Annotated in this window: 23 protein-coding genes and 1 tRNA gene; 17 read left to right on the plus strand and 7 right to left on the minus strand. The window is 34.6% G+C overall.

Annotated features, from left to right (window positions below):
* The first annotated feature begins 5 nt into the window (after positions 1 to 5).
* Both ACJRPK_RS04800 and ACJRPK_RS04805 read left to right on the plus strand, forming a co-directional pair.
* Positions 6 to 188: a CPXCG motif-containing cysteine-rich protein gene (locus ACJRPK_RS04800; protein WP_407138652.1), complete on the plus strand. Its 183-nt coding sequence runs from the start codon at positions 6 to 8 to the stop codon at positions 186 to 188.
* Between the two features lie 185 nt (positions 189 to 373).
* A tRNA-Met gene (locus ACJRPK_RS04805) sits at positions 374 to 446 on the plus strand.
* Positions 447 to 1,113: 667 nt separating this feature from the next.
* On the opposite strand, the gene ACJRPK_RS04810 is transcribed toward ACJRPK_RS04805, so the two are convergent.
* The 7 genes from ACJRPK_RS04810 to ACJRPK_RS04840 form a co-directional block, all read right to left on the minus strand.
* On the minus strand, positions 1,114 to 1,569 hold the full coding sequence (locus ACJRPK_RS04810) for a beta-lactamase hydrolase domain-containing protein (RefSeq protein WP_407138653.1): 456 nt from the start codon (positions 1,567 to 1,569) through the stop codon (positions 1,114 to 1,116).
* 16 nt (positions 1,570 to 1,585) lie between these two features.
* Complete coding sequence (locus ACJRPK_RS04815) at positions 1,586 to 2,989, minus strand: rhodanese-like domain-containing protein (RefSeq protein WP_407138654.1); 1,404 nt, start codon at positions 2,987 to 2,989, stop codon at positions 1,586 to 1,588.
* A gap of 1,157 nt (positions 2,990 to 4,146) precedes the next feature.
* Positions 4,147 to 4,821, minus strand: coding sequence for a hypothetical protein (locus ACJRPK_RS04820; RefSeq protein WP_407138655.1), 675 nt, complete (start codon positions 4,819 to 4,821; stop codon positions 4,147 to 4,149).
* Positions 4,822 to 4,946: 125 nt separating this feature from the next.
* On the minus strand, positions 4,947 to 5,603 hold the full coding sequence (locus ACJRPK_RS04825) for a hypothetical protein (protein WP_407138656.1): 657 nt from the start codon (positions 5,601 to 5,603) through the stop codon (positions 4,947 to 4,949).
* Between the two features lie 200 nt (positions 5,604 to 5,803).
* Positions 5,804 to 8,311, minus strand: coding sequence for a TonB-dependent receptor plug domain-containing protein (locus tag ACJRPK_RS04830; protein ID WP_407138658.1), 2,508 nt, complete (start codon positions 8,309 to 8,311; stop codon positions 5,804 to 5,806).
* Positions 8,304 to 9,218, minus strand: a complete 915-nt coding sequence (locus ACJRPK_RS04835; RefSeq protein ID WP_407138659.1) for a FecR family protein — start codon at positions 9,216 to 9,218, stop codon at positions 8,304 to 8,306. The genes ACJRPK_RS04830 and ACJRPK_RS04835 overlap by 8 nt, the downstream gene beginning before the upstream one ends.
* 63 nt (positions 9,219 to 9,281) lie before the next feature.
* Positions 9,282 to 9,797, minus strand: coding sequence for an RNA polymerase sigma factor (locus tag ACJRPK_RS04840; protein ID WP_407138660.1), 516 nt, complete (start codon positions 9,795 to 9,797; stop codon positions 9,282 to 9,284).
* A gap of 110 nt (positions 9,798 to 9,907) precedes the next feature.
* Here ACJRPK_RS04840 and ACJRPK_RS04845 point away from each other — a divergent pair, with 110 nt between their 5' ends.
* From ACJRPK_RS04845 to ACJRPK_RS04915, 15 genes are all read left to right on the plus strand, one after another.
* Positions 9,908 to 10,978 carry a hypothetical protein gene (locus ACJRPK_RS04845; RefSeq protein ID WP_407138661.1) on the plus strand — a complete coding sequence of 357 codons (1,071 nt, stop codon included), beginning with the start codon at positions 9,908 to 9,910 and terminating at the stop codon, positions 10,976 to 10,978.
* A 929-nt stretch (positions 10,979 to 11,907) separates the two neighbouring features.
* On the plus strand, positions 11,908 to 12,369 hold the full coding sequence (locus ACJRPK_RS04850) for a hypothetical protein (protein WP_407138662.1): 462 nt from the start codon (positions 11,908 to 11,910) through the stop codon (positions 12,367 to 12,369).
* 29 nt (positions 12,370 to 12,398) lie between these two features.
* Positions 12,399 to 13,763, plus strand: coding sequence for a DUF5458 family protein (locus tag ACJRPK_RS04855; RefSeq protein ID WP_407138663.1), 1,365 nt, complete (start codon positions 12,399 to 12,401; stop codon positions 13,761 to 13,763).
* 324 nt (positions 13,764 to 14,087) lie between these two features.
* Positions 14,088 to 14,516: a GPW/gp25 family protein gene (locus ACJRPK_RS04860; protein ID WP_407138664.1), complete on the plus strand. Its 429-nt coding sequence runs from the start codon at positions 14,088 to 14,090 to the stop codon at positions 14,514 to 14,516.
* Positions 14,517 to 14,528: 12 nt separating this feature from the next.
* Positions 14,529 to 16,301, plus strand: a complete 1,773-nt coding sequence (locus ACJRPK_RS04865) for a hypothetical protein (protein ID WP_407138665.1) — start codon at positions 14,529 to 14,531, stop codon at positions 16,299 to 16,301.
* Positions 16,302 to 16,313: 12 nt separating this feature from the next.
* Positions 16,314 to 18,752, plus strand: a complete 2,439-nt coding sequence (locus ACJRPK_RS04870; protein WP_407138666.1) for an AAA family ATPase — start codon at positions 16,314 to 16,316, stop codon at positions 18,750 to 18,752.
* Positions 18,753 to 18,756: 4 nt separating this feature from the next.
* A complete protein-coding gene (locus ACJRPK_RS04875; protein ID WP_407138667.1) occupies positions 18,757 to 19,731 on the plus strand; it encodes a hypothetical protein in 975 nt (324 codons plus the stop codon).
* Positions 19,732 to 19,749: 18 nt separating this feature from the next.
* Positions 19,750 to 20,646: a TssN family type VI secretion system protein gene (locus ACJRPK_RS04880; RefSeq protein WP_407138668.1), complete on the plus strand. Its 897-nt coding sequence runs from the start codon at positions 19,750 to 19,752 to the stop codon at positions 20,644 to 20,646.
* 1 nt (position 20,647) lies between these two features.
* A complete protein-coding gene (gene tssD / locus ACJRPK_RS04885; RefSeq protein WP_407138669.1) occupies positions 20,648 to 21,367 on the plus strand; it encodes a type VI secretion system tube protein TssD in 720 nt (239 codons plus the stop codon).
* A 1-nt stretch (position 21,368) separates the two neighbouring features.
* The gene (locus ACJRPK_RS04890; RefSeq protein ID WP_407138670.1) at positions 21,369 to 23,021 is read left to right on the plus strand and encodes a LysM peptidoglycan-binding domain-containing protein; all 1,653 of its coding nucleotides are present in this window, start codon (positions 21,369 to 21,371) and stop codon (positions 23,019 to 23,021) included.
* Between the two features lie 3 nt (positions 23,022 to 23,024).
* Complete coding sequence (locus ACJRPK_RS04895) at positions 23,025 to 23,831, plus strand: hypothetical protein (protein WP_407138672.1); 807 nt, start codon at positions 23,025 to 23,027, stop codon at positions 23,829 to 23,831.
* 62 nt (positions 23,832 to 23,893) lie between these two features.
* Positions 23,894 to 24,445 (plus strand): hypothetical protein, encoded by a 552-nt coding sequence (locus ACJRPK_RS04900; RefSeq protein ID WP_407138673.1) that lies wholly within the window; start codon positions 23,894 to 23,896, stop codon positions 24,443 to 24,445.
* Positions 24,446 to 24,589: 144 nt separating this feature from the next.
* Entirely contained in the window at positions 24,590 to 24,823 is a 234-nt protein-coding gene (locus tag ACJRPK_RS04905) for a hypothetical protein (RefSeq protein WP_407138674.1), read from the plus strand.
* A 4-nt stretch (positions 24,824 to 24,827) separates the two neighbouring features.
* On the plus strand, positions 24,828 to 25,043 hold the full coding sequence (locus ACJRPK_RS04910; protein ID WP_407138675.1) for a hypothetical protein: 216 nt from the start codon (positions 24,828 to 24,830) through the stop codon (positions 25,041 to 25,043).
* Positions 25,044 to 25,366: 323 nt separating this feature from the next.
* Positions 25,367 to 26,518: a hypothetical protein gene (locus ACJRPK_RS04915; RefSeq protein WP_407138676.1), complete on the plus strand. Its 1,152-nt coding sequence runs from the start codon at positions 25,367 to 25,369 to the stop codon at positions 26,516 to 26,518.
* Positions 26,519 to 26,538 lie beyond the last annotated feature (20 nt).

Consider the following 26,538-nt stretch of genomic DNA (forward strand, 5'->3'; position numbering starts at 1 on the left):
AGCAGATGTACGAACACTTTTTTCAATGCCCGTATTGTTGGGAAAACATTTCTATGTTGTTAGATGCTTCCGTAGCTAGCCAAACCTACATTGAAGATTGTGAGATTTGTTGTAACCCTATAGAATTACAGCCACAATTTGAAGATAGAGAGTTGATTTCTTTTACAGCAAATAGCATAGAACAATAGATAAGGTGATGACTATCAAAGTGTCCGATATTTTTTATATTTTTTTATGAAAAAGAGTTGGATATAATTGAAAAAGGGTTGTATATTTGCCGTCCACAACGAGCACGTTGCTTGAGTAAAGGTTTTATCAAGGTTATTCCTTGAACGTCGGAAGACGATAAATTTTAAAATCATGTGGATTATATCGCGGGATAGAGCAGTAGGTAGCTCGTCGGGCTCATAACCCGAAGGTCACTGGTTCGAGTCCAGTTCCCGCTACTAGCAAAGATAAGGCTTCACAGTAATGTGAGGCCTTTTTTTATGTCTTGGGTACAACATAGGTATAACATTTTAGTATTTTTTTGAGAAATGTAATTTGGCGAAAATTAATGTCAGTTGTATTTGTATTTTATTTTGAACATTTTTTAACTTGGAATCTGTTCTATTTTGAATTAATATTTGTTAAAAGTGCCCAATCAATTTTTAATTGGTGCAAGCCATACTCTTTCAAATCATAGATTTTCTTCCGGTAAAATTTTTATATTTAGGACCGCTACATAGACGAGATTCCACTTTAGAATTAGTTAATTGGACACTAATGATTTAAGTTGTGTTTTTCTGAAATGTGGCTTCTAGCTCAAGATTTCATCTGTAATAGAAAGGCAAAATCTGTATTTTACTAAAAGATTTTTGCTGCTCAATGTTAATAGAGAGACCGATATTAATGTATTCTATAAATCAGTCTTTTACCATAAAGGATTCTACTTGATGAAAGTTTTAAACTTTCATTTTCCAACCAAGTAGAATATAAACTCTTGCCAAAAATTGACTTTATTTATTAAGTCCGCTAGGATTTAGTAAAAAATCTCAAAACATAAAACAGATTCCTAGCATTCACCACATCTATTTATGGGCTACTCAATCTAAAAATCTTTTCAATTTAAATTTAAGAATTAGAATGCTCGTTTACGTATTTCTTAAGAAACTTCTCTAATTCAGGTACATCACATTCAAATCCCATTTCTTCAGCTTGTTCTATGACTTCTTCTCCAGACATATTCTTCTGGCATCCAATATGCATCATCACAAATGCACCGGAGCGTTTTCCAGATTTGCAATGAACTACGATAGGTTTTGGGAGCGTTTCAAGTTCCTGTCTAAAATCATTTACTTTAGCCTCTGATAAATTATCTTCAGACACACCAATATGTCTGTATGTAAGATTATTTTCCTTAGCTAGTTTTTCTTCTTTTTCCGTAGAAACGTTTTGTTCTTCTTCCTCAGTCTGCAAATTTATAACCGACTTAAAGCCCTTATCGGTAAAAGTTTTAAAGCTGTTTTTATCCGGATCAAATGCAGCCACCGAAATTTCATCATTTACTTTCTTGATTTCCTTTTCCATAGTTTCTTTCTTTATTTTAATTTTCTATTTTATTTTCAATTGGTAAGCCTGCAGCCTTCCATGCCTTAAAGCTACCTGGAATGCTGTTCACATTCTGAAAGCCATTTTTTTGTAAAATACTGGCCGCAATGCTAGCTCTATATCCGCTGGCGCAATACACAGCAAGGTTTTGGTCTTTGTCTAAAGTGTTGATCTTATCAGATAGTTCTCCAAGAAATAAATGTGTGGCATCAGGGATATTGCCATTTTGCCATTCTTTCTTTTTACGTACATCTAATGGCTGATATTGTTCTTTGTTTTCGCTGAGCTCATGAACACTGAGTTGAGGTAATTTTTTGATGGGTTTACCTGATTCTTGCCAATTGCGCATGTTCCCTGCCAGATAGCCCTTAAAATTGGTATGTCCGGTGCGCCACAGCAGCTTTACGACCCGCTCTAGGTCCTTATCCTTGGGCAGGATCAGCAAAATGGGGGCATTTATATCTATCAGCCAACCGGCCCAAACCGACAGAATGGGACGTTGTCCTATGTTAATGGCACCCTCAATATGGCCGCCTCCAAAAGCCAACATATCCCGGGTGTCGATAATGATCCTATCAGTATTCTTCATTTCTTCCTCAAACTCTTTTACGCTCAAAGACCTCACTTGTGGCGTATGACCAAAGGTTTCTGGTCCTTTAGTATTAAGATTTTTCATCTTTGGGTAATGGGTTGGTACAGGAGGCGCACTATCCTGAATCGCTTTTTTAAATTCGTCGAAAGTCTCGATCTGCATGAATGGATTATGTTTCTTCTCGTATCCGATAGTTGTATGCATACGGTCGCCAATATCAGGACCACAAGCCGAGCCTGCTGCATGGCATGGATAAACAATTACTTTATCGCTAAGCTGGCAGAAAACTTCCCGCATGGTGTTAAAAAGAGCCTTCGTCAATTCCTCGGTTTTCTCATCACCCAATAAATCTGGTCGTCCTAAAGAATCAATGAACAGGGAATCCCCGGTCAAAATGCCCCACGGATCTTCTTCGTGCGATTCGTATAATAAGTAAGATAAATGTTCGGGGGTATGACCGGGAGTATGCTTAGCTCTTAGTTTGACCTGGCCGAATTCAAACTTTTCTCCTTCTCGAACAGATTCATGGGCAAAATCATATGTTGCATCACCTTCAACGCTCACAAAAATTTTAGCGCTTCCGTTGCAACGGGAAGCCAACTCACGCGCTCCGCTCATAAAATCTGCATGGATATGGGTTTCAAAAATATGAGTGATAGTTACGCCATATTGCTGCGCTTTTAGGAGGTAGATATCGGCATCGGGTCGAGGATCAATTACTGCTGCGCAGCCTGCACTTTCATCACATAAAAAATATGAGACCTGGGCAATACCTTCTGCTAATATTGGTTCAAATCTTAAAGCCATAATATGCCTATATTAGAAGTTTAGGCTATCTAAATTAAGCGTTATAATTGACAAATAAAGTTAAGACAAAATTAAAGGTTTGTGGTATAACAAGAGATTAACACAAGCTTTGTTAGATGTTAATAGTTTTAGAAAATTACAATATGAAACCTTACGTTTACGAATTGAGAATATAAAGGATGATAAAAATTGATAGAATTAAATTACAAAAATGAGGGGTCTTAATGGATTCTTCTCAAATTTTCTACTAAAGACTGAAAAAAAGTTGATTAAAGTAGCATTACCTGTAGCAATAGAAAAAGAAGCCGAAGATTGCGATTATTAAACTTAATAATTTTCTGGTTGTTAATCAGTCAGCACATTGCCACTTCATTCTGCAAAATGCTCCCTTTTCGGGCAATGAGCTTCACTCAAGGAATTTCGGTATTGACGTTGGAATTACTTGCCGTTAACACCGTGGAAACTACCAATACTATAACAAACGTTAGACTTAGTAGTGATTAAGTACTTTTAAAAAAAGCAGCGAACTCAACTGTTATACAGGTTCCTGCGCTACTAAATTCCAATCTCTTTGAACAACTATCCTAGTCATTTTATCTAGCCAACGACAGCGTTTCATATGAAGATAGACCTTTTTACCACGAATGGGAAAATCTTGAATCATTATCTCTTTGTGAAAACCGTGAGAAATAACCAGGCCGGAAGAAAATTCTTGAGGGATCGCTACTTTCTCCTCGAAATTAAGATGGAGAACATCTAGCTTTATTTCATGTTTTACAATGTCAAAATGAGTAATCAGCAGTTCCGAAAAAAACCTTCAGTAAATCAATATAGGGGTCCAATCTTTGCTTTTTTTTGACAAAGATCTTATTCTATTTTCAATTCACCCACAACTTTTAGGATTGATCCATTCTTACCCTATTCAAAAAAAGGGGCAGTTACGCCCCAATCAATATAAAAACAGAATTTTTGATTTAATTTCCACCATTACCAGTAAAACACCTCCTAAATCACCTGTGTTTCCAGAATAAATTGTGATCTGAGCGGTAGGCCCATCGTCATCACTACAAGCAACAAATAAGGTTAGAGTTCATGATGGTAAAGAAAGTTTGAGTCTATTTTTCCTAGTAGAAAATTTATTAAAGGTTACTATGATTTTATTTAAAAACAGCTTCTGTAGATGCATCCAATCTATCTGCTACAAGATCAAAAATAGCTTCATTACTTCTTTCACTTATAATCATAATTCCATCTGAATTAACAAAAGCATTATCTAAAGCGGAATTGGATACAACGCTAAACCATATATTTGGATCAAATAAGATTTTAGAAAGTAGCGAAGTATTTTCTTCAACACTAACCTGTTGCGAAGTTTCTGCCTCAAAAACTTCTCCCGAGTTAAACTCAAAACGAATCGAGACTTCAGATCCATCGGTACGGATATAGATTCCTTCCATGACAATACCAGGCTGGCTATCTTCATCCCGAAGCTTTACTTCTAGGTTAACAAAGGTGTAATCCCCAGCGGGGATAATAATGTCGTCAAGACTCGGATTAGCAATACCTGTCGCAAAGTCAATTTGTGAAAATCGCTCTACAGTTCTACTAATGGACGTACCCCTTTGCAAGGTGCCGTCAAAGACAATTTCACTTACCCACACATACCCGGAGGTAAAGACTAATTTTTCGGGAGTTTTGCCAGACTTTTGATCTTTCAGTTCAGCAGAAATCTTTAAAATTGCATTTCCTGAACCAATCTCATCATCACTACTACAACCTGTAACACCAACCAGTACTAAAAAAACTAATATTAAATAAGTAAAATTTTTCATATTGCTTGGTTTTATGATTTTAGAACAAAGCTGCTTTCTTGCTAATTTCTCAAAAAATTGAAAAAGGCCGCCAATTATAGTTTGAAGATCTCGACGGCCTTTATTCCCCCTAAAACAAGTTTAAATTATTCAAATTCTGATTCTGTACTCTCATCAAGACGGTCAGCAACTAAATCAAAAATTCCTTTGTTGCTAACTCCACTAATTACAATGATCCCATCAGCATTTACTGTTGCATTATCAAGAGCGTCATTAGGAACGACACTAAACCAGATATTTGGATCAAAAACAATTCTGGAAAGTACTGTTTCTCCATCTAAAATTGTCACTGGTTTTTTATACTCAGCCTCAAAAGTTTCTCCTGAATTATATTCAAAACGAATAGGAGCTTGAGAACCATCTGTACGAGTATAAGTTCCTTCCATAACAATTGAGGGCTGAGCATCTTCATCTCTCAATTCAACTTCTAATTCCAATTCTACAAAATCTCCGGTTGGAATTGCAATATCATCTAAATTTGGTGTTGCTACTCCTGTAGCAAGATCAATTTTTGAAGAACGTTTTACTTCAACTTCAATAGAGTCACCAGAAGCATAATGTCCTTCAAATTCAACTTCGGTAAGCCAGATATATCCAGAAGTAAATTCTAAGCTGTTAGCCATTTTATTAGCCGTGAATGCGTAACCTGCAGTTACGTTCAATGTACCTTCTTGATTTGAATCGTCGTCACTACATGAGACTACAAGGGCAAAAGACATAAGTAGATAAACTAATTTTTTCATGATATGTTAATTTAAGTATTGTTACTGTTTATAAAACAATCTATATCAGAAAAGTGACCCCTAGAAACTTTATTTTTTTAATAAACTAATTTTTTTGTTTTTGTATTTAACTGATAATGAATTAATTATTTTGAAATTTTCTTTGATAAATAATTTAAAGTAATTGATGCGAAGTAAAAAGTTCAGATGTAATCTAACTATTAAAAAGACACTTTGATAACAGCATTTGTTGTTAGCTCGAGAGAGTTTTGAACCACTTCTTGTGGGAAATTAATATCGGTGAATTCGTAATAATTGCTAAGTTCACTTTTTTGGTTAGTGAGATTCCAAATAGAAAACCCGGTATGGATTTTAACTGTATTGGTCAAATTAAAATCATAAGTAACAGAAGCATCTAATCGTAAATACTCTGAAAGCACTCGGCTATTGGGCGGTTCATAATTGATCCTGTTATTAATTACCTCGTTTCCATTTACTGGTCTGGTAGTTGGTTTTCCGGTTCTCCAGTTGAGTCCTGCCGAAATCTTAAGCCCTTTTTTTGTATAGTTCGCACCGATAGCAATGATATGTCTAATGTTGAGGTTACTTGGAAAAGTATCTTCCTGAAGCGTTTTAAAAGAATAGGTATTGTCTGCGTATGAGTAGCTCAACCAACCGCTGAATTGATGAATTTTTTTATTAAAAATAAAGTCAACGCCCGCAATTTCATAAGAGCCGACTGCTTGACTACGCTCATATTGATTTCTGAACTCCTGACTTTGTGCCACAATTCCATCTACATTTTTGATGTAGGTTTCTATATTACATAACCAGCCTTTGTGCTTATAAGTAAGTCCAAGGGAGCCTTGTTTACTTTTTAGTATTGGAACTCCATTCTGATTGGACAAAATCCACCTTCTTTTTTCAACTCCCAGAAAATCAGATTGAAAGTCGATGGTCTGTGTCATAGCTTGGTTTTTAAATTCCCCTGCCACATCTAGTATAAAACGATTGGATAACCTTTGGTTATAATGAATTCTGGGTGCAATAATAAATTCATCAAAAGGATTAATGTAGTTAAGTCTAATACCGGCTTTTAAATGGCTGCCTCGCCAAGGAGTATAGTCAATTTGAGTAAACACAGCATGTTTCCGGATTAGATCTTTTCCAAAAAGTCTTGAAAAAGGACTATCGGTTTCTTCGAGGTTCGACACTCCCGTCTCTACAAATTCGTACCCGCCTTGTACAGATAATTTTTCGTTTAATTTGAGATCCGAAATGATTTTAACACTACTCTCTAAAACTTTGTTTTCCTGTGTGAGTTTCTGATCATTTAAAATATCTACGTTTTCAGCTCTCAATCGGTATGTTACTCCATAAAATTCAATAGTTGTACTTAATTTTTCATTCCAATTTCTTTGATATGATATGCTTCCACCTAAATTTCTTTGGGTGCTGCTACTTTCCCGGGATTGCTCTTCATTGTTAATAAAAGCACTTTCCAAAAAAGAAAAACCATTGTCCATCGCAATTAGACTTGCCTTTATTTTATCTTTTGGTGTCACATCATACAAAAGAACTGTTCCAATATCAAAAAATCGAAAATTATCACTGGCTTCAATTACGTTGGACTCGTTGCTTACAACTTCTGTGTTTTGAAAGGCTTTTTCGAAGTAATTCTGATAGGTGTGGGTTTCTAAAATATCATTATAAGATCTTCGACCTGCAATTTGCAATGAAGCTTTTTTACCCAGAGGAATATCAAAGCGGCCATCAACATTTATAAAATTAAACCCTAGTGAAGCTCCAAACTCCGAAGAGCGCTCATCCTTACTTTGCATTTGAATAGTACCGGACACTCCATCAGTTAAAGAAGCTGGTGTCCCGTTTTTTATTAGGGTAGTCTTGTGTATAAGATTTGGATCAAAAGCAGAGATATAACTAAAAAAATGACCGGATTGATACATCTTTATCCCGTTCCAGGTAATTAAATTCTGATCGTGAGTTCCTCCTCGTATATTTATATTGGTAACTGTTTCATCAAAACTATTAATACCTGGTAATGTTTGAATGGTCTGGAGTGCATCGTTTTCGATTAGTCCTGGCAGGATCCCAAATTGATCGTAATCAATGTAAAGAGAACCTTCAGTAGTTTTGTTAATCCCTTGGGTAAGATAGTTTTTAATAATTATCGTTTCAAGCTCTTCTGCTCTTGGAGATAAAAAAAGGGTTTCGCATCCACCTTTTTTGAATTGATCTACACCTTTGAGTAATTGATTATACCCCAAATGTCGAATATGAACAGAATCATTAGCCTTAACTTGGTCCAGCTCATAATAGCCTTTGAAATCGCTTATTATAAATGTTTCAGAAGTTCTTATAGTTACATTTTGTAAAGGTTCCTTGGTTTCAAAATCTCGAATAATACCGCATATCAAAATTTTTGAAACTTCCTTGCTGGTAATAGTTATAAATTTACTTTCTAGGGTATTAAATACCAAGTTAGTATTGTTTTCTAAGTATTTTATGGTGTCAACGAAATTTAGGTCAGTGTCAGGTGGTAGTATTAAAACAGTAGTTACATCTTCATTGGCATAGGAAAAATTGCATTGAAAACGCTTTTCAACATCAATTAGTACTTCTTGAAGCGGTAACTTTTCTTGAGAATAACTTTTAAAGATGTTGAAAAAAATGACAATGATTACAAAGAAGTTGTACTTTTTAATCATTCTTAAATGTAAACATTTTTATAGAGTTTTCTTCCTCTTCAAAGTTCAACTTAAAAGGCTGTGTAATAGATTGGAGGGCTAATGATTTATTATCATGAACAAAACTTCCCGAAAAGATTTTTGAGGTATCAAAATTTTGAATAGTAACCTTAGTGTTATATTGTCTCTCGAACTCTTCAATTACTATTTCAAAAGGAACGCTTTCAAAATTACTTTTACCATTAATCCAAGAAGGGCTTGCTAACGAAGTGTTGTTTCGCTGAATCTTTCCATCCAATAATCGAATGGTTTCGCCGGGATTTAACTTTGTGCTCTTGTTTTTTATCGTTACACTTACCAAGCCTTCAAAGCATTTTACTTCGAAATAATCTTTTCTTTGTTTTACATTAAACTGAGTACCTAAAACGGTTATAGTACCCATCTTTGTATTGACATCAAATTTGGCGCCTTTAGCAACCTTGAAGTAAGCTTCCCCTTTTAATTTTACTTCTCTGTTTTTTTGCCAAGTGTCGTTGTTATATTGTAATGAAGATGCAGCATTTAAAAAAACCTCTGAAGCATCCGGCAACGCTATGGTTTTATTCTGAGCAGCAATCGTTTGGATCTTGGTACTATCATCATTAAAAAAAGTAAAATACACTCCAAAAATAATGGCAAATACTGCGGCAATTCTAAGTAGTGGGTACATCCAGCTTCTTGCAGTCCCATTAGTAGTTGCATTATCCAATCTGGATCTTAGATCTACAAAACCTTTTTCTTCGTTAACTTTTAAGGGAGACTCAAAGAATTCAGCGTGCTCGTATAATTTCTGATAGGAGTCATATTCTTCAAGCTTTTTAAACTCCTGAAGTTCTTCTTCACTTAGCTCTCCCTCTAACCATTTTATTATTAATTCTTCTTTTTTCATGTTCCCCCTTTTGTATATACAACAACTAACTTTGTTTTAGTTACCCCCAAAAACACACAGAAATTAAATTCCATCGATTTCTTTTCTTAAGTTTTCAACTGCCTTGTATAATCTTTTTCGTACTGCTCTAACCGTAAGGTCGAGTATTTCTGCTATTTCTTGATGCTTTTTACCTTCCACACGACTCATTAAAAAAACCACACGTTGCGCTTCCGAAAGTTTGGATAATGCATTTTGATACTTTGCTAAGTATTGCTTTTTTTCCAGAATAAATTCCGGATCTTCATTCGTGTAATCTTTTGGTTTTAATTCTCGATGTTTTAAAACTACTTTTTGATGCTTGATTGCATTAAGCATTAAATTATTTGCTACTGTAAAGAGAAAACCCTTGGCTTTATCTGGCGCCACATCTTTGCAGTTTTCCCAAAGTTTCACAAACGATTCCTGAGCTTTATCATAAGGATCGAGTAATTCACCGTATTTGTAGTATAGAAAATTAGTGATATCCTGTATGTATTTGCTGTAGATTCTGGAAAACAATTTTTCCTCACAGACAGTATCGTTAATTTTTTTATCCATATTTTGGGATGAATTTGCAGCAATTTAGGGAAAATTAGCAAATGCAAAGGGGCATTTATTGATGTTAAGTTGTTTTTATAATAGAATTTGTTGAATTTTTAATCGAAAATATGAACGTCTCAAGTTATATTTCCAGACTGATCCTCTTATCATTTATTTGTTTACTAGTAATTGGTTGTCAGGATAGTGAACCGGAAACTTTGGAAGTGCAGGAGGAGAATGTGCTTCAAACCAACTCACAGTTGGCAAATCTTATTCAGAAGATCTCACTAAGCGATGGCTCTAAAGATAACATCATTGATAATGCTAACTGTGTTTCGATTCTTTTGCCTGTCACTGTTACAGTTAATGATACGTTACTTACTGTTGAGAATGAAGATGATTTTCAATTGATTGAAAATATTTTTGAAGACTCTGATTCAGATACTGACATTTTAACAATTCAATTCCCAATTACAATTACGTTAGAAGATCATATGCAGCAAATAATCGCAGATGAAAATGAATTGGAAGTTTATGTTAATCAATGTAATGGGGAAAACGAAGCTGATGATGATATTGAATGTGTTAATTTCAAATATCCATTAGAATTCAAAGTAGCTGTTATCGGAAGATCTGTTCCCAATACCTTAAACATAGCTAATGATAAAGAACTATATGAATTTCTTGAAAATGTGGAGGAGGAAACTATTATTAGTTTAACATTTCCTGTTACTTTAATAGACTCTAATGATGAAGAAATTATAGTTAATGATTTAGACGAATTAGAAAACTTTATTGAAGAGGTTATGGACGATTGTGATGAAGATGATGACTTTGATTACGATGATGATGATAGCATAGTGTTGGCCGATTTTCTCGTAAATGGAAGCTGGATTGTGGATGAGTATAGTGAAATGGAAGAGGACCTTACTTTAAGTTATTCAAACTATGTTTTCAAGTTTAAGACAGATGGTGCTGTTTCTGCAGATAACGGACAGCAAGTAGTATCAGGTTCTTGGTCTATAGACTCATCAAATCCGGCAAGCCAACAATTTATTCTAAATTTTGAAGCGATTCCCCCATTTGATGCTCTCAGCAGAGATTGGTTAATAGAAGAAAGTGAAGTGAGACTGCTTGAATTGCGTACAGGTAGTGAGGTAACAAATGATCTTAAGATATTGGTTTTTGAGAAACCGTAAGTAGATGCTTTTTAGTTCTCACCAAAATAACTTGAGAAGAGCAACTTTTTATTGTTTAATCATTTAGTTTCTAAGAAGAAATAAAATATCGGACTAAAATTGACGATGAGCTAAAAATTGAAGTATTTATCACAAATGCAAAATATTTAAACAGACCAAATTCTTGTTAAATAAACTAATCAAAGTATTTCCGACAGACAGAGTCAACTTTTGTCTGGATGATGCGATAATATTCTTCATGTTCAAAATACAGGAGAACTGCCAAAATTAAAGTTATTCAACGAACCTGAATTCGAAGCTGTAGTATTACCTATGAGGTTGTAATTCAAAAATCTACTAGTGTCCTGTAATTTTCGATAAATCAGACGCTTAACACATATTTGTGTTAGGTGAATGTTAAATTTTAACAATTTTTAACAGTATCATTTCGCTACATTATTCATTTAAATATCTATATATCAACTTATTGATTGTTTATACAAGTAATAAATATTGTTAAAACGTATCAATTTTGTGGCAAAACCATAACAATTTTTGTTAAAGATATACTAAGTTTGACAAATATTTACCCCGCCTAAATAAAGTATCTTTTTTTATTGATTGCAAGGAATATGTATGAAGGGAAAGACAAATTCTTCGATTACAATATTTTATATAAACTTCTCATGCATTGCGTGAGAGTTATAATTTGATCACTTACTTTATTTTATATCAATCGTTCGGTTTCATTCTGTTTACAAGAATATAAAAATCTTGCTCACGTTGAGGTTTTTGTAAAGATGCTGTTGTATTCGTAAACACGAAGATAATAGAGCTGCTCTTTTCCATAATAGTTGCACGGAGAGAGCATAGTTGTATGTAATACTTGAAGAAATCAATACATAAATACTAAAATTAAAATAGTAATAATTTATAATAACAAGTAGAATATGTCAATGTACAATTATGGAATTGGAGGAAACGAGGTCAAGGTAGATGCAGGAGAGTCTATCTCGGATATCCCCTCGAACAAAACTTTATTAATTCAAAAACTCACAAATGAAGCACCGGTAACTCCCGAGGCAGTGTATAATCTTCAAACAGTTGAAGAAGTTTTTGAAAAATTCTCGCCAAGTGTCGAGGTTGAGTTTCAAGATGATAAGGGAACTGATGTAAAAGAAAAAGTAAGTTTTAAAAATCTTGGCGATTTTGGATCCAAAGCCATTAAGAGAAACAGTGAGTTCCTTAATAAGTTGGATATTGAGAAAGAACAAAACACCAAAATCATTCGTCAACTCACATCTAATAAAGGGCTTAAAAAGGCATTAGAAAACCCTGAAACCAGAGCAGCAATTGTTCAAGCACTTGAAGATTCACTTCAGGAAATTGAAAATGCAACTACAACAAAATAAGTCAGTATCTCTAAAACCAATAATTCATTATGGCAACTACTCAAGTAAAAGAATCAAAAGGGGCTTCTAAACAAGAAAAACAAATACAAAAAGGTGGGGCATCCGTAGATGCATTAGCAGAATACGGCGGCTTCTCATTTTTAGAAAATATAATTGATGGGTTCTCAAACCTAAATCCTAAAAGAAAAGCGAGACGCAATATTTTTTTAACGGATGAACAATGGGAAGCTGAAAGAAAAAATTTATCCAACCGATTAAATGTTTGGATAGACTTACTTCAAAGTGGTAAGGATACCGAAGGTATGCGTGATATAGCGAAGGATCGTGCTGAAAAAGCAGATGCTACGTTAAACCAGAATATGAAAAAAGCACTTAAAGCTTCTGAAGAATTGGAAAGAGCGTATCGATCAGTTGCTTTATTTTACAAAAACACGGAGTCAGAAAAAGTAAAGAATGTAACTATTCTTAATGCGGACATAGATCAAGTAAAGGATCTTGATAATACGCTGTTCATAGACTACGTAGCTGACGAGTTAAAACAAAATTTTGATCGATTAGATTTGCGAAGCAATTATGCGATTTTAAATATCCCTGGATATTTGGGCTCAAACGCCGTATTGGATAAGTGGTCAAAAATTGCGTATGACAATAAAGCGGTATTGGTTACGGATTTTCAGGATTTAGAATCTCCCGATGATGTAGTAGATATCTTTTTTAATGCAAATCATACAGGTGGAGATGTTTTCAAATCAAATACACTTATGTCCTGTAACTGGTTACTAGGTCGTAAAAAAGATGATGTAGTAGGTGAAGAGGACAATCTTTATGTACCTCCTTCTTCTGCACTTGCCGGAAAAATTTACAGCACTTTAATGTCACAAGTAGTCGCAGGTAAAAAGTTCGGTGGGATCAATGAGGTAGAAAGTGTTCGTTTTGACCTGAAAAAGAGCGAAATTTCAGAATTAGAGAAAATGGGATTAGTACCCATGGTGAACGAATACAGTAAAGTGATGGCTTTTTCTGCCAAGACTTTGTTCAATGGAGATAATCTAGGATTACAGACCTATTCTGTAGTTCGGGTATTTGATCATATTACAAAAGTGTTATTTGATTTCTTAAACAGAAGAGCTTTTGAAAACTGGACAACCCGTACTGAAGCAGATTTAAGAAGTCAAATCGTCAAGTTCTTAGATGGGATTCAAGGTCCGTCAAAACTTATTGAACGATTTCAAGTCATGAAAATTGAGCAGGATAAAAATCAAAAAGATAGAGTATTGCTAGATATTCATATCACACCATATTTTCCTGCAAAAAGTTTTGTTATTCAGTTAGATGGTCATAAGGGTGATGGACCAGAGAATGCTGAGTGGCATAGTGAATACAAGCAGCAATAATATAGTAAACCATATAGAAACTCAATAGCGAGCGAAGTCCGAATATTTTGATAATTAATCATTGTATTTAGACTTCGCTCCCATTGTAGTGTTATCTACCTTTTGATCTAGATAATTACAATGATGAGCTGTATGGGACGTGGTTGCTAAAACTTTTTGAATCAATAGTCTCATTATGCTGCATATCTGTATTATTCATATGAAATACGATTACAGCAAATGTCTATTCCAAAGTGATTTTAAGCGGGTTAAACCTAATGACAAATAATTGAATGTAGACTCAGAAGAGTTTGAAACGAAGCAGAGCATCAATCCTTATAGCAAATGAAGTATTTAAAGTTACCCGTGGATTTTTCAACCATGATACAAGGGAAACCTCAACAACGGTGTGCGATAGAAGAGTCTATTGCACAATATATAATGATGCAAATAACCAGTAGATATGGTGAGGTTGCCGGTAGAAATGATTTTGGATCAGATATTTGGGAATTAGAATTTAATCAATTAATCAAGATATATGAGTGGGAAGAACGTGTGCGCCTTTCTCTACAAGAGTCAATTATTAAATATGAACATCGACTATCTGACACAAAGGTACATGTAAGTTTAAGTGAAGTTGATACCGATGTAGATTCAAAGAAGTATTCTGAGGTACGAAGAAAAGCAATTATCACGGTTACCGGTACTATTACACAAACAGGTGTAGCTTTTAATTTTAATACCACATTATACGTGAGCCCTTTATCTCAATAATCAAGCAACATCATGGTAGATACGAATTACAGAAAAATTAAAGAGCGCATGAAAATGCGTTCGATGGAATTATGGGGAATTGACCAGGCACAAAAAGTTGATCCGGTTATAGAGATGTTTCTGGATGTGTTTTCTTATGAGTTGTCAAAGGTGTATCAGGAGGTTAAAATATCCGATGCGAAGCTTCTTGAGAGAATCTCCAAGATTTTAGTGAATGAAAATTGGTCGCTGCCAACTCCGTCACACGCTTTAGTAAGTGTGCAACCTTCAGAACCAATAGGAGAAATTGAAAAGACTACTCAATTATATGTTCAAAAAATAGTAAAAGGAGAGCTTAATGACGTTTACTTTACTCCGATAAAAAAGCAAACCTTAGTAAAAGCAAAAGTGTTTTGTTCTGCTTGGGAGCGACAACTTACTTTTAATACAGACCATGCGTATCAGCATACGCTCAATGCTATTCGTGAATTTAAAGTGCCTGATTATTCCATGTGGGTGGGGGTAGATATTGACCCTGCACTGTTGGGTAAAATAGACAAACTACCAATCAGTATTTTACTTAAAGATTCATCATTGAATCCCTATTTAAAAATGTGCAAAGTGCTGGATCTGGATGGGAATGAATTGCCTCTTTTTCAAGAAGAGGAGGATCAAAGCATCAAGAAAGAACACTATTATATGAGCATACAACAGTATTACAGAGATTATCTGTACACTATCGATCTGTCAGCTAGTTCAAAGAAAAAACAGACACTTTTGGATCAATGTGGTGAAATCTTTGATCTGGATACAGTTGAAGAACCCGAAAAGGAACTTTTTTGGTTACAGTTCAAATTTCCGGTAGCTTTTAATAAAACTGAATTGGATAAAATTTCAGTTTCTACAAATACATTTCCTATTGTAAATAGAAAGCTATCTAGTAAACAGCACAATTTAAAGAGAAACGGAAAAATTGTCTCACTATACGCTAATGACAATGAATACTTTTTAAACGTCGAATCCTTAATCGATAATGAAGGCAGACTGTATAAAAGTGCTTTAAAAAATGATATCAATAATATGGCTGGTTCCTATGCACTATACTTCGGTGACATAGAACAATTCGATGAGCGTAATGCAAAAGCCATTTTGAATGATGTTATCCAAACCGTAAGAGAGGAAGGAAGTTCATTCTCTGCAGTGGGGTATGATGTTCTAAATGCGTATCTCGAAGATCTAAATGATAAGCTAGATATTCTAGAGCGTAAAGTGAATTTTAGATACAAAGATATAAGCGATAATAATGAAAAGGTGTATCTCCAAACGATTCCTCATGATAGTTCTGACACCTATGAATGTAGCTATTGGACGACTAACACACTTTTAGGGAATAATATTAAACAAGGTGTTTTACTTAGTCAGTATCAAAGCATCGAATTACAATCTGATAGTATACGCTTATTAACCGATACTGTTGGGGGTACTGTCAAAAGAAGTGCAAAAGAAAAAATTAGCAGTTTCAGATATGGTTTATTATCCAAAGACCGAATTGTGTCCAATGAGGATATCAAAGAACTTATTAGAACTACAATTGGCGATGGAGTTAAAAATGTTGAAGTAAGCTCAGGAGTAGGTATTTCCTCAGAAAGAAAGCAAGGGTTGGTAAGAACAATTAATGTAAGGGTTTACTTAACAACGAATGAAATTTTGAATAGTGAAAACAAAAAACGTTTAGGACATTTTTTACAGTTAGAATTAGAAAATAAGTCTGTTCATAATACACCCTATAACGTACAAATAAAATAGCAACCGATGTTGATGATCGAAAACAATTTTAGTCCTAGCCTAGTATCTGCAGTACGTTTAGCAAAGTCATTTGCATCCACAGATAGGCATACTACTTACGGAGTAGCACATTTAGCATTAGCATTACTTTACGAACCCACAGGAGTAAGCGATATTCTTACAAGTATGGGTAAAGATGTGGCATATCTTCAAGAATGGTTCGAAATGCGAAAGGAAGTATACGAATCTCACGAAAATAATGCTGGAGAACCCGTACCCGATCCCGAAGTTGATCAGGTTTTTGAAGAGTCAGAACGTTCAAAGCTGAAATTGGGTACCGATTATATAGATGGTATTTGTGTATTTACTGCCATCATAAGAAAAGGCGTTGTTTATAGTAACAAACAATTAGAAACGCTCTCAGTTACCGAGGAGGAGTTTTATAAATTATACGAATCTCCGGTATTCTCTTCAAAGAGTTTGACCACCGGTGAGCAAGAGGAACTTATTAGTACGATTCCTTATTGCAAAGAATTGGTGTCTCAATCTACTATTGATGAGGGGACCCTAATTTTAGGACGAGATAAGGAGATTCGAAGTATTTTGGAGAGCTTGGAACGACAAGAAAACAGAGGAATTCTGTTAGTCGGTGACTCTGGAGTAGGTAAAACAGGAATTTTAAAAGGCTTAATCAAGCATATTGCAGAGTCAGAGAATTCTTTACTTGCCGAAAAACAAGTTATTGGACTTAACGCTTCCAAGTTATTAGCAAATAGTGCTAATGAGAGTGAAGTAGCCAAAAAGCTAAGTGATATTATTGATAAAGTAGAAAAATTTGATAATTGTCTTTTTATCATTGATGACATTCACGTGCTAATTGAAGGAACTCAGGGAGGCTCAGGCGCGGTAGCAAACTTGATTGCAGCCGAACTCAATGAAGGTGCCATTAACCTGATCGCTACTATCAATCCAGATGCTTATAGAAAAACTATTGAGAAGCATGCGTTGCATCGCAAACTTGAGGTCATAAAGTTGGAAGAACTAGAATCTACTGCGCTGTTTAAATGTTTAGAAAATCATCGCTATAAGCTTACGGCATATTATCAGTTAAAAATTGCAGAAGAGGCGATAACGGAATCAGTACAATATTCCAGACGATATTTTAAAGAAAACAAGTTGCCGTACGGAGCTATTGAACTATTAGATCGAACGCTGGCTTCTGTACACACCAGTAATACAAATTCTCTAAAAGAACTAGAAGCTCTGCAAAAGCAGTTGAGAGCCATAACCCTTGGAGAAAAGGACTCGGTTGATAATCTACACTTTCTGTATCGCCTTACATTGGATAAGATAAGTCCGGTTATACTCAATAATATAAAAAGTAACTACGACATGCTTGCAGTAGTTGAGGAGACTGCATTAGTTCAAAAACTAGAAGCTTTTCTTGCCGAAGCAAAAAAAATCGCAGAACAACCCATCCAAGAAATTGGCTCTCAGGAAATTTCAGCGATGGTAGCTACTATCACCGGAATCCCAATTGGAAAAATTCAAGCTGAAGAAAAAGAAAAACTACTGAATATTGAAGATCATTTACAGGCAAGAGTTAAAGGTCAGGATCATGCGATTACTACCTTATCTGATGCAATCATTGAATCTAGAAGTGGTTTAAGTAATCCAAAGCAGCCAATAGGTTCCTTTTTCTTTTTGGGTCCTACAGGGACGGGTAAAACTGAACTTACCAAATCGTTAGCTGCTTTACTGTTTGATGATGAAAGTGCGATGATTCGATTTGACATGTCAGAGTTTAAGGAAGAACATTCAGCCGCTTTGCTATATGGTGCACCTCCCGGATATGTAGGATACGAAGAAGGCGGGATGTTAGTGAATAAAATTAGAGAAAAACCCTATTCCATTATTCTTTTTGATGAAATAGAAAAGGCGCATAGCTCTGTGTATGATGTGTTTTTACAGATTATGGATGAAGGTCATATTCATGATAAATTGGGACGCGAAGGAGATTTTTCAAACGCGATTATAATTTTCACTTCCAATATAGGTAGTCAGTGGATCTCAGATCAGTTTAGTCAACAGCAAATACCTTCATCAAATCAATTAATTGATGTAATGAGCCAACATTTTAGACCTGAATTTTTAGGACGTATAACAGAAGTTGTACCGTTTGCACCAATTAATGAAGAAGTAGCACAAATGATCTTTGGATTGCAGCTTAAAAATCTTCAAAAACAATTGAAAGAACAAAAAGATCTTACGCTTGAGGTGTCGCAAGACGCTATCGCCTATTTATCTAACAAAGGGTACTCTAAAACCTATGGTGCGAGGCCTATTGCCGGCGTGATACGGACCTATTTGCGCAAGGTGATCTCCAGAATGATAGTTGCAGAAAATGTAGTATCGGGCGATACCGTAATCGTGGACTATAAAGATGAAAGTCTAATTTGGGAAAAGCAGTAGGAAAATGGTAATAGATCTCGACGATATTAAGAAAAGTGAAATCACAAGCTATGTAGCAGAGGTGTTTTATGAAGAACTTATGTTTATTCTGGAAGATGCCAACGATCGTCAGGTGTATATTAAGAATCATGGGATGAACAGTAGAGCCTTTTCAAAAGATGTGCTGGACTTATCAAGTTTTGACCCTATTAGTATGTCACCACGGGCGGACACTTTATTTATTCATCTAAGCCGTAATAGCATTTATCATCAATTACCGGAAATTTTGTTCCACCCACTTGTTATTAGCAGTCCGGGCATGAGCAACAAAGAGGTAGTAGATGCGATACGCGAAAATCGAAAAAGAGAAAATCAAAACCTCCATTTCTTTATTCCGTTTGATACATTCTTATTTGAAGAAAAGCTCAAGTTGTCTAACAGGCATCTTAATATTTTTACTGATGACTATGCAAAACAGAATCTTTTTACGTTTGCGAATGCGATTATAAACAAAGATATACCGCTAAAAAAAGAACAGCTATACAAGCTTTTTCTGAACCTGTGTAATGCTGAACAGCTAAAAGAAAATTTGCCGGAGTTAGAGAAATTGCTACGCTCAATTATGGGATTTGAGGTAACGATTGCGTACAAAGCTTGTGTGCTTTCTGAAAGTCCTTTTTCAAGTCTGGGAACAGGTATCTTAGGATATGATTTAGGAACTCAAGGAGCTGTGATTAGCGAACAGGATGATATTTGTGCTACCATGATGTTAGAAGAATTGCAAGATTATCAAACCCTTATAAAGCATCAAGAAATTATTACAAAAATCCTCGAGTTTTTCACCTTTGCCAATCGTGAAATTATCGTTAAGCACACCCTGTTGCAGACAAACGGATTTAGTCTGGGGACTACTTTTTTAGGTTATGATACTGTGCTTGAACAGGCAGGCATAGCTATCGAAAAGGAACCCATAGAAAACATAATACAACCAACTTTTTAAATTATATCTAGTACACAAATGAATGTATTATTACTTTTTTTTCTGAAATATTTACTCGCTCCACTTCTCGCGGTGGTGGCTTTGGTAATAATAAATACACTGGCCAAAGGGAAAGCAGTTTTAAAAATGAAAAAACTGATTGCTTTTGTATTGGTATTAGCCATTATACTTGCTTTACCCAGTTTGTTAGGATTTCTTACCTATGAATTTATCTGGGGAGGGTTAATTATTTCTATTTGTAGTTATTTGGGAATCGGTTTTCTTTTTAATTGGTTCGCTACATCCAAGACATTTAAAGGAATAGGCTTCAAAGAAAACCGCTGGCTGATCATTTTGGGGTTATTTATAGCAATGATCTTAGCATCGTGGATATATTATTTTGTGTTTTCCTGGGGTAATAGATTGGGATACGAACTGTGGGCTATGACATGTCTTTTATGGTTTTTGGTGCCACCTTTCTATGTTTTTGCCAGAAGTATGTATCTGCAAATACCCAGCCCCTTTTACAAGCTATGGATTGTTGATAATGAAATGAATGATGAGGAGTACTGGAATAACGTAGATACCTTTAGGTTAATGCAGGTAACCGTAAAAGTAAAGCGATCTCCGGGTGCAAAGGAATACGCCTCTTTCTCTGTAAAATTACCCGAAGATGTAAGTTTAGGGCGGTGGTTCAATCGGTTTATCGATGATCAAAATATCCGGTTTCCTAACAATGTAATTGAACTTGAAAACGAAAATGGGGCGTACGGATGGATTCTCTATACCAATAAATGGTTGCCCATGCCCATTTTTACGAGGATGTTAGATTTTGACGGTGATGTAGGCAATAATAAAATTAAGAACAAGACCGTGTTGTATGTACGTCGTGTGTCAATGAATAAAGAAGGAGAAACCGAAATAGCAGCAGTGTAATATGGGGTATGTAGCAAAATTGAAGGTTTTTGGTAGTGAATGGGAAGTTCAAAACACCGATATCATGTATCATCGGTATATGAATCCCAGATCCGGTAGAGCCGGAGAAGAACCATTAGGCGGGTTGATCAATCTAACCATATTGTCTGGATATGACGATGAGGTTTTAGTACGATGGATGACACACACGCAAGAAGATGAGCTTTGCAAACTCACCGAGGGTGAACTTATGTTCTACAAAGATTCCTTTGACAACCCGGTAGAGTTTGCGTATAAGTTTAATGATGCTGCGTTGGTGGAGTACAAAGAACAGTTTACAAGTATAGGTGAACATCCTATGACAACGCACTTGATGATCTCACCGGCCATACAAGAATTTAGGGGACAAACCTATGTCAAAAACTGGCAACAAAGCTGGGTTGCTCCAAGTGAGCAAGCGCCATATCAAGCAACAGAAAATGAAATTGTTCCAAAAATTTTAAGTTACAAATATCTAGATCCACAAGGCAAAGAAATTGATAAAGTAGTGGAAGGTGATTTGACTGTTCGGATAGAAACACAAGGCATGGTTGGAGAAAAAATTACCATTGACCTATCCGATAGTACTTATGATTTTTTGTATAAAGGAGAATTGATAGAGAATGATGTGCTTGAAGGTATATCCGTTAATGCAGGGGCGATCGATGTATTGCTAGAAGTTATTAAACAAAAAAATAAATAATATGCCTTTAATATACCAAAGCAATAATTCATCTAATAGCCTGCAAGCCTCGGTTATAAAGGTACAGCGTAAAATTATTAAAGACGCTTATTTTGCAATTAGAGAAAACGAACCTGTAAGTGAGGGTACACCAAGTATACATACGGTGGTATCCGGAGATACTTTGGGTAAAATAGCAGCTACTAATAGAACTACCGTAGCCAAAATAAAATCGGATAATGGACTTACTAGTGATTTAATTACTGTAGGACAACAACTAACGCTTAGTAAAGCTGTCAAAAAAGGTGATAAGGTTAGCTTTACCAAAATTAAAGAAGCTAAAGTAGGCGAAGAAGTATATATCCTTGTCAAAACTGAAAACGCCCAGGATTTAGAGTTGAAAATTAATATAAAGCAAGGTGTAGAAGATGGAATTGCAGAAGTAGATCAGGCAACCACGGTACAGCAAGATGATAGTGAAATTGATTGTATTAAGGTTACAGTAGGCGCATATTGTAAAGAAGAAGGGATCACTAACAAAGATGATTTTGCAGATTGGGCAATAGCCAAAGTAACATTACAACCCAAAAACACAGAAAAGCAAAAAGAATGGAGCGATGCTTTAGAGTGTTTACAAGATAAAAAGAGTAAGCTATATTTATTAATAGACGCCCATTCTGATAATGAGTATCATGTCACTTACCATGGTCGCAACCCCGATGATGAAGGCAAACCCGACTATAAAACATGTCCCAACCGATGGTTGGATATGGATGGGAAATGGTTTGAGTTGGGGAAAGGATGTAGATTTCCAATAACTCCAGAGCAACTATTGCAAATCTTTCCAGAATCAACTAAAACAAGAAGAGAAGAAGTTGCTAAAGCAGTTAATAAACATAGTGATGAATTTGAAATTCATAATTTAGATAGGATGTCTCATTTTTTAGGGCAAATTGGAACTGAAACAGGGCAATTGAAAGCTTTGCAAGAAAGTTATAACTATTCAGCAAAAAATATATACAATACCTTTCTAAGAAAGGTATTGTATCCTCATCCATCCGTTAGTGGAAAACATACTTTTAAGTACCATGATTTGATTGAGGGCTATAATTCTAGCTTAGAATGTGAATACGATAATCCTACTAATTCTGATCAAAAAAAATATGGACATAAAAGAGATGTAGATAATCCAATTGAGGTAAATAAAGTCAATGGTTTAGCTTCTTGGACTTATAATGAATTTAAAGAATTATATACCATAAAACCTTCATATATTCAAAGTAAAACACTTTTCGACTATGTCTATGGCTGTAGAATGGAGAATGGCAACAAATCTACTGCGGACGGTTCGGATTATTATGGGGTAGGATTTATACATTTAACAGGAAAAGAAAAATATGTAGCCTTAGATAATAAATGGAAGGAACTTTATCCAGATGACCCCAAGGATTTTATGGGAAATGATATTTCCTTGTTAAAAACAAACGTTGATGTTGCAATAAAAGCTTCAATGATTATATGGAATCATGTACAAAATGGAACTAATACTAAAGCTGATCAAGGAAGTAATGATTCTGCAATAAAAAAGGTCACAATAGATGTAAATGGTGGAACGAACGGCTTAGCCATGAGAAAACAATTTACTAAAAAAGCTTACGAAGTTTTAAATAAATAAAAGATGAATAAAATAACTAGAAATACTTTTTTCATATGTATTACATTGTTTTTAATTGGATGTAACAGTAATTCCTCTAAACCAAATACTAACTTAAAAACAAAAAGTTCAGTTCTCGAGAATAGTCATTTTGATAAGGATACAATTAGACTTGAGAGTTCTCTTAATAAATTACAAGGTATTTGGGTTGGAGAAAAAGATTTGAATCAAAGTATACCGTATAGAATACAGTACGAAAATAAAGTTTTAGATATAATTTGTGTAGAAGGAATTTGTGATGAAGGCAATTATGATAATTCAGTAATAGAAATAAGTTACCTAGGTTTTTCTGATAATAAGAAAAAATCGTTAAGCCGTGAAGATTTAAAAAACAATGGAAATTTAATGGTGAAATTGAATAGTAAAGTTTTAATCGACGAAAATTATATAATAAACGATGCGTTTTATACTACCAGTTTGACTTCTAGTTATATGTATGACGAAGAGCTTTACAATGTTTCAAGTTTTTCCAAGATCAATTCCTTACCAATTGATATATTCTGTAAACTAAAAAGTAAGAAAGTCGCAAACATAAAAAATATTATAAGAGAATTTAACATTTATGAATTTTCATCAAAAATTAAAGTCGTAGCTGATAAAACCTTTTTTCATTCAGAAATGTCAGAAACATCAAGGCGAAAAGCATTTTTGGTAAGAGGAGATATAGCATATCTTGAAAGTATGAATGATAAATGGGCGAAAGTATATTATGATGGTAAAATTGTTTCCGGAGGATATGTCAAAATTGAGGGTATTGAAGTTATAAAATAACTATGAAACATTTAATAATCTTACTTCTTGTTTTTTCTACTTGTAAAGCACAACCAAAAATTATGAAAAATACCGATATTATTATACCCGAAATAGACAATAAATTTGAAAAATTTGATATTGACAAATTTGATTTAGAAAAGGAAAATATATTCATTAAAGAAAATGATTTTTATATAAAAAGAATGAATCAATCGTTTGGATTTGCTAAACATTTAGTAAAGGAGAATTCTTTTTTTTCAATTCTGAAACTTTATTTTAAGAATAGCTTTATTAAAGAAAAAGGAATAAGTTTCAACAACGGATCAGAATATGGCGTTTGGTACAAGTTTGACGAGCAAGGTAATTTGATTGAAGAGATTGATACTGACAAAGGTTATGATTTTGACTGGAAGCAAGTTGTTCATTATTGTGAAAAAAATAAAATCGAACTCACAAAAGGTTACGAAACTTCAGGTTTTCAAACAACTATTTATAAAGAAGAAAGTGAAGAAGGACACAAAACGTGGGTGATTACTTATCAATTTTCCGGAGATCAATTAATTGAATTAACCTTAGATGGTATAACTGGAAAAGAATTAAATAAAAAGAAATTAGAGTTTGTAAATCATTAAAAAAAGTCTAAAACAAGCTAAAAGATGCAAACAGTAATCTATTATTAAAAATCATATTTTATGATTGTGAAAAAGTTTTTCTCTTTAGGGATACGGGGGTACGATATGACACTAATAATAAAAGAGTAGTACAGTTAGGAGGCTATGCTAAAGATAATCCCATTAAAGCAGTTAGTAGTGTTTTCTGCCAAAAACACCGCAACTGTGGTACACGAGTTATTAATTACAATGAGTTTGCACCATACTTTTGATAACGACGCTACGTATGGCTATAAAAAGGAAGCGACTTTTGATATTAGGACTACGAACACTGGCAAAAATATGGTAGTAAAAACGAATACTCACTTGGCTATAACAATGGAAAATTCTATGGAATAATCCCTTGGTTAAAGGGAATAATGATATGAATGCTAAAATATTGATAATTCTTGTATCTATACTTACAGGCTGTAAAGACAAGGATATAACGAATGTAAATAAAGGAAACTTAGATTTTTCACCTAATCAGAATTTTTTGATTCTTCAAGCTGTTGAAAAAGGAATGCTACTTGATGGTAGTTCGAAAGAAGAGATTGACAAATATAATTGTATGTTTTAGACATTAAAAAACAAGTTATATCTAAAAAATATAGTGATGTATTTAGTAGTGGAGAGTGGAAATCCTCAAGTAGGTGATTTGTTCATGAAGAAGAGTACTATGATGCAAAAAAATTATTTAATTAACAAGAGGTATTGGTAAAGGTGTGTCTTACATATTTCAAACTTTGATTTTTCGAGTCTATTGCTGGCACTATCAAGGATAATCTAAAGAGGATAAGAAGCTAATATATCTAATAGGGTATTGAACAGAATTATAGAAAAATAACACAACAACCAGAAAAAAACAGATATCATAGTTCAAAAACATAAAAATATAAGTAGATGAAAGAAAATAACCATTATGCAGTGAACTGGACAGATGGAGTCAAACTAACCAAAGATCATTTTATCGCGAGCTACTTCAATTCTGTAGAAACAGTGAGGGCAAGTATGCATACCCAAATTCATAAATATGATTACGGTTTACTACAGCCCATTAACGATTCACAAGCTGCATTAGCTATCGAAACGCAAACACATACAGAGGAGCGCTTAGTATTAGCGCTGCGTACCTGTAATGCACTTACCGCTGGCGGATGTAAGATTGAGTTTTCTGCAGGGATGTACGGCAATGAAGTACCTACAGCAACATTAGAAAGTAAAGACATAGACACCAATAGCAACCTGGAGTTTTATGTTTTGGTTACCATCAATCCATTTGAGCTCGTACCTGTTGGAGAGCCAGATCCTGAGGCTATTCCTCTACATCATCCTAATGTGTTGCCTAAGATAAGCCTCCAAATTGTATCAAAAAGTCAGTTTAACAGTAGTTTTTTAGACAGATACTTCTTAATGGCAGGCAAAGTGTACTGGCGTAATGGTAGTTTTGTAATTGATACTGCATACACACCGCCGGTATCGCGTATTATGTATCATAAACCGCTGCACGAGTTTCATAAAAATATCGCTCAGGTATTATTGCGCTTACGTAATTATTCTGTAATTATTAATAAGAAAAACCGAGACAAATTACAAAGTAATACCCTAGTGCGTAATACCTTTTTGTTAAGCGATAAGGTTATGGATTTTGTAAGTCAGCATACTTTTGAATTTACACAGATCGGCGAAGAACAACCCCCTATATTCATAGCTCAAAAAGTGTCAATCTTAGCAAATTATTTGTCTACAGCGCTAGCAATAATGGAGGATAACGAAAAAGAGAAACTATTGCAATATTACTATGAGTGGATTGATGTGAAACCTTCGGTATTTGAAACTACCTTGGGTAATATCATAGATATGGCATATGACCATCAGGACATAAACGCCTCGCTGGATAAAATAGACTTTTTCATCGCTGTCATGGATAAACTTTGGAAACGCTTGAGCGATCTCGAGTATATCGGACAGCGCAAGGATAATATTGTAATTAGTGAAGAGAGTCAAAGCATAAAATCGACAACCAAACGCAAATCTTGGTCTATAATCGATTAGAAAAGATATTCTACTTATAT

Origin of the sequence: Aquimarina sp. 2-A2, from assembly GCF_045505135.1 — a bacterium.
Classification (GTDB): Bacteria; Bacteroidota; Bacteroidia; order Flavobacteriales; family Flavobacteriaceae; genus Aquimarina; species Aquimarina intermedia.

What these genes read in the sequence shown, in the direction of transcription:
- ACJRPK_RS04800 (WP_407138652.1), top strand. Translation starts at nt 6, where the DNA reads ATGTACGAACACTTTTTTCAATGCCCGTATTGTTGGGAAAACATTTCT.
- ACJRPK_RS04810 (WP_407138653.1), bottom strand. Translation starts at nt 1,569, where the DNA reads ATGGAAAAGGAAATCAAGAAAGTAAATGATGAAATTTCGGTGGCTGCA.
- ACJRPK_RS04815 (WP_407138654.1), bottom strand. Translation starts at nt 2,989, where the DNA reads ATGGCTTTAAGATTTGAACCAATATTAGCAGAAGGTATTGCCCAGGTC.
- ACJRPK_RS04820 (WP_407138655.1), bottom strand. Translation starts at nt 4,821, where the DNA reads ATGAAAAATTTTACTTATTTAATATTAGTTTTTTTAGTACTGGTTGGT.
- ACJRPK_RS04825 (WP_407138656.1), bottom strand. Translation starts at nt 5,603, where the DNA reads ATGAAAAAATTAGTTTATCTACTTATGTCTTTTGCCCTTGTAGTCTCA.
- ACJRPK_RS04830 (WP_407138658.1), bottom strand. Translation starts at nt 8,311, where the DNA reads ATGATTAAAAAGTACAACTTCTTTGTAATCATTGTCATTTTTTTCAAC.
- ACJRPK_RS04835 (WP_407138659.1), bottom strand. Translation starts at nt 9,218, where the DNA reads ATGAAAAAAGAAGAATTAATAATAAAATGGTTAGAGGGAGAGCTAAGT.
- ACJRPK_RS04840 (WP_407138660.1), bottom strand. Translation starts at nt 9,797, where the DNA reads ATGGATAAAAAAATTAACGATACTGTCTGTGAGGAAAAATTGTTTTCC.
- ACJRPK_RS04845 (WP_407138661.1), top strand. Translation starts at nt 9,908, where the DNA reads ATGAACGTCTCAAGTTATATTTCCAGACTGATCCTCTTATCATTTATT.
- ACJRPK_RS04850 (WP_407138662.1), top strand. Translation starts at nt 11,908, where the DNA reads ATGTCAATGTACAATTATGGAATTGGAGGAAACGAGGTCAAGGTAGAT.
- ACJRPK_RS04855 (WP_407138663.1), top strand. Translation starts at nt 12,399, where the DNA reads ATGGCAACTACTCAAGTAAAAGAATCAAAAGGGGCTTCTAAACAAGAA.
- ACJRPK_RS04860 (WP_407138664.1), top strand. Translation starts at nt 14,088, where the DNA reads ATGAAGTATTTAAAGTTACCCGTGGATTTTTCAACCATGATACAAGGG.
- ACJRPK_RS04865 (WP_407138665.1), top strand. Translation starts at nt 14,529, where the DNA reads ATGGTAGATACGAATTACAGAAAAATTAAAGAGCGCATGAAAATGCGT.
- ACJRPK_RS04870 (WP_407138666.1), top strand. Translation starts at nt 16,314, where the DNA reads ATGATCGAAAACAATTTTAGTCCTAGCCTAGTATCTGCAGTACGTTTA.
- ACJRPK_RS04875 (WP_407138667.1), top strand. Translation starts at nt 18,757, where the DNA reads ATGGTAATAGATCTCGACGATATTAAGAAAAGTGAAATCACAAGCTAT.
- ACJRPK_RS04880 (WP_407138668.1), top strand. Translation starts at nt 19,750, where the DNA reads ATGAATGTATTATTACTTTTTTTTCTGAAATATTTACTCGCTCCACTT.
- tssD (WP_407138669.1), top strand. Translation starts at nt 20,648, where the DNA reads ATGGGGTATGTAGCAAAATTGAAGGTTTTTGGTAGTGAATGGGAAGTT.
- ACJRPK_RS04890 (WP_407138670.1), top strand. Translation starts at nt 21,369, where the DNA reads ATGCCTTTAATATACCAAAGCAATAATTCATCTAATAGCCTGCAAGCC.
- ACJRPK_RS04895 (WP_407138672.1), top strand. Translation starts at nt 23,025, where the DNA reads ATGAATAAAATAACTAGAAATACTTTTTTCATATGTATTACATTGTTT.
- ACJRPK_RS04900 (WP_407138673.1), top strand. Translation starts at nt 23,894, where the DNA reads ATGAAAAATACCGATATTATTATACCCGAAATAGACAATAAATTTGAA.
- ACJRPK_RS04905 (WP_407138674.1), top strand. Translation starts at nt 24,590, where the DNA reads ATGCTAAAGATAATCCCATTAAAGCAGTTAGTAGTGTTTTCTGCCAAA.
- ACJRPK_RS04915 (WP_407138676.1), top strand. Translation starts at nt 25,367, where the DNA reads ATGAAAGAAAATAACCATTATGCAGTGAACTGGACAGATGGAGTCAAA.